Source organism: Oscillibacter sp. CU971 (genome assembly GCF_905219725.1).
Classification (GTDB): Bacteria; Bacillota; Clostridia; order Oscillospirales; family Oscillospiraceae; genus Oscillibacter.
The window spans coordinates 1-3,624 of sequence record NZ_CAJMXG010000259.1; the positions used below are offsets into that span (position 1 = coordinate 1).

The 3,624-nt window shown below is 50.9% G+C and carries 1 protein-coding gene and 1 pseudogene; both read right to left on the reverse strand.

Annotated features, from left to right (window positions below):
• Positions 1-2,761: hypothetical protein (locus tag JX325_RS13665; RefSeq protein WP_204791647.1), on the reverse strand; the 2,761-nt coding region annotated here is incomplete at its 3' end.
• Between the two features lie 721 nt (positions 2,762-3,482).
• A pseudogene (locus JX325_RS18215) lies at positions 3,483-3,593 on the reverse strand (transposase); the annotation flags it as partial.
• Positions 3,594-3,624 lie beyond the last annotated feature (31 nt).

Here is a 3,624-nt window from a genome sequence, read left to right on the forward strand (position 1 = left end):
CGTACCCTGCACAGCCGTTGTCTTTGCGGATTACTGGCTGGCCAGCCGCGTCATAGTATTTGCTAAAGCTGTCTCGACCAAACTCGTCGTAGCCATATTCAATTTTCGCATAACCCGTGTCGCTCCGCTCAACGAGCTGCTCATTCGTATCGTAGTAACAAATGGTTTTCCGCCGTCCATACTCATCATATCCGTATTCCATGACGGCGAAACCATAGTCCGTTCTCAAGATCAGCTCCCCGTCAAGTCCATAAGCGCAGGTTCTATGCAACCGCCCCGCTTCATATTCAAACCGGAGGGAGGCACAGCCGAGATCACTGCGCAGGACTGGGGCGCGCTCTTCGTCCAGGTAGCGTTCCTCCACCTTCTGGCCGCCCCTGTACTGGTATGTGATCACCGCAGCTCCGCTTTCCCGGTCCGGAACCGGATGATAAGTGCGGCCCTGATAGGCTTCATATCGTTTTTCCACCAGCCGCCCATTGGAAAAGGTCTGACTGACCAAGGCATAGCCGGTGTCTCGCCGGGAAACGGCGCAATCCTCCTGATCCCAGTAGCTCTTTCGAATCAGGTTTCCATCCGCACCATACTCATACCGTATTTTAGCGGCGCCTATATCTATCCGGCAAGCTACCGCATGCTTGATGTTATAGAATGTCTCTTGAATCAAAAAGCCGTTGCTGTCATATCTCTGCTCCACCTCGGCATAACCCAAATCGGGAAGCGCCATCAAGCTGCCCTTCCGGTCATAGTAGGACTTGCGAACCGTTTCTCGGTTTGGTCCGGAATACTCGTAACAAACCATGGCGCAGCCCAGATCCCGGTTGATGGCAGGCAGGTCATTACTGTCCATATATATAGTTCGCTCCAAGTCCTGGCCCTCGCCGCTGTAGTAAGTATATTCCACAGCTGCATATCCTCCGGTGAGGCGGCAGGATTGGCCGTCACCGTCCCAATAGGACTCACGTATAACTCGCATCTGCCCGTCGTACTCAAACCGCTTCACCGCACAGCCCTGTTCGCCAGCCACAAGATTGCCCTCGCTGTCCCAGTAGCTGATTTCGTTCACGACACCCTTTTTCAAATTATACTGGATCACGCTGTAGCGCCGGTTTGGCGCCAGGTTCTCGTTGTGCTCTTCTTGGAGGATGTTTCGGTTGTGGGAGAGCGGCTCTTCCCTCCATGTCTCCAGTATGTCCGCCGACGCGCTTAACGGCAAGGGAGAAGCGCCCCATGTCACGGGAGCATTCTCCAACATCGCCGTGACGGGGAATTGCTCCGTCTCTTCCATGGTACCGCCCACCGCCTCCAGCTCCATGCGAATGCGCTGGCGGTGATTTTCCGCATAAAATTTTATCCAGCGGCTGTTATACCGGCTGTCCTGAACAGGGGCCTCATCTACACCCCAAAAACTCTCCTGCTCCAGGACGCCGCCCTGGTACTGGTATGTATACTGATATACGCCGTTTGAATCATAGCACCAATTCTCCCCCCGGTCCTTTTGCCGGCGGCTTACGATATTCTTCCCCTCCTCGTCATAGTCCAATATCTCGCAGAAGACCCCGTGAAAGCCTTCTACCCGCTCGGCCCCGTTCTGGTCGCTGTAATAGCGGACACTCTGCAGCTTCCCATCGTCCCTGTATTCGAACTCCACCATCATAATGCCAAGCTTGTTGCACACCGGATTTCCATCAGCATCAAGGTAGCACAGGGTACTGAGTTGCCTGTCCTGATTATAGGAGTATTGTTCCCCATTTACGCCATAGAGGTTATACGCCTGGGAACACAGCCTACGCCGCTGAGGCAGTCCATTGGAATTGTAAACCGTTTCAATATCTTGGGAAATCATCCCGCTGGAAGCACTCTGGCCATCCGGGATTCTCAGCAGCGTCGAATTCAAAAGCTGCGGCGCGTCTTCCGAAGAATATCCGGTGATTTCCATATTGCCGCGGCTATTTCTTCTCAACTCCAAAACCTGCTTTCCACCGCTGTTATAGTAAACAATATGCAGGGGAACTCGGTAGCCAATTTCCTTTGCCGAGCCATAATAATCTTCCTGATATCTTCTGTACTCCTCCTTGTCCCTCCGATACTTGATTTCAATTCGTGATGCCGGCTGGAAGAAAGCCCTTTCGTAAAGCGTGGAATACTCCGACATCAGCTCAAGCTGTTCGTACGCCTCCACATAGGTCAGCGTCACTCTCCCCTGCCAGGGATAATCGTCAATGCGCCAATAACCAGCCAGCCCGCGGCGCTCTTTGTTGGATAAGCTGCCGCCCTCTCCGACAGGGAACCCGTACCTCTCCCCGATCTGCGCGTAATAGGCGGAATGGGGCCGAAAATACGTAATTCCAGCTATTACAAGAATGACCAGGGGAATTGCGGCAATGCCAATCTTTCCAGGGGCGGACCGTCTTTTCCAAAAGGCCGCAGCGGTCTGGGGTCTGCTGCGTATCCAATTCCAGATGCGGCCCCACCTCTCACATCCCACCAGACAGACGATATGCCAGAACAAAGCAACCAGAATAACATACATCGCGGTCACGCAGAACCAATAGGTGACGGCTTTCCCTTCATATTCTGCCTTCGTAAGGTCCATAGTCCGCCAAGCCATCAAAGTCATCATATTTGTCAGCAAGATCGTAAAATTGAGCAGGTCACTCTTTCCATGTCTGTCATTAATCGCCTTTTTGAGGGCAGCCCATTTATCACTCTGAAAAAACGTGTTCTTCTTTCCTTCTGTTTCCATCAACGCTTGGGACATCTCTGTCTGCTCATTGGACTTGTTCCATAGGTTTCGCTTCATGCTCAATCACCTCTGTTTGTAGAATTTAGGTCTTGTTTGATAAATGGCAGAATGCCCGGCGGCGAGAGATTTTTGTGCCAATCAAGGCAGATTTTCGCAGGCGGGCTGTCGCCCGGCAAGAAAATTGAACGCGGAGGGGCGGAAAAATATCCGCCGTTTGTGCGTTTTGACATTTTTCAAACATGGCCTAATTTCATTATACCGTTTTTTGTAAAATTTGTAAATTCTAACCGACAGAACCGTGTAAAAAATTTTGTTTACAGGTACTTCGGGCTTGCCGCAATTCAGCGGAACCCAAGACGGCACTGATCCAGCAGTCAAGCCATAATTCAGCATCAAGCGAAAAAACCTTTTGAGGGAAAACTCTTCTTTTTTATTTTGGCAGAGCCCTGACCAAAGATTCTCCCCCCATTCTTGATTATTTGCTCAGAATGATATGCAAATATAAATGCGTGGGGCAGCGGGGCTGTGCATTACAAAGGCAAGTAGAAGTCCCAGCATTTTTGCATCCTTTGAAACATAACATTGGCGAAGGGGTAACACAAGCCGAAATGTACTATAAAAAAGCTGCGCGGCATTCCGTGAAACCATATCCGCCCCTCTTATCTCATGTCGGATTCCACCATTCTGGGGGAACGGATTTTGTGCATTCTACGATAGACTTTCCCGGAGCTTTTCCAGTCAGCATCGTCCGGTCGTCTTTTCTAGGGCGTCCTTTCTTCCCCGTATTTTCCGGTGGCAGCAGTGGCTGAATACGCTCCCATTGTTCATCGGTGAGTTCATAGTTCACATAATTTTCCTTGCACTTATGATTTCCTTTA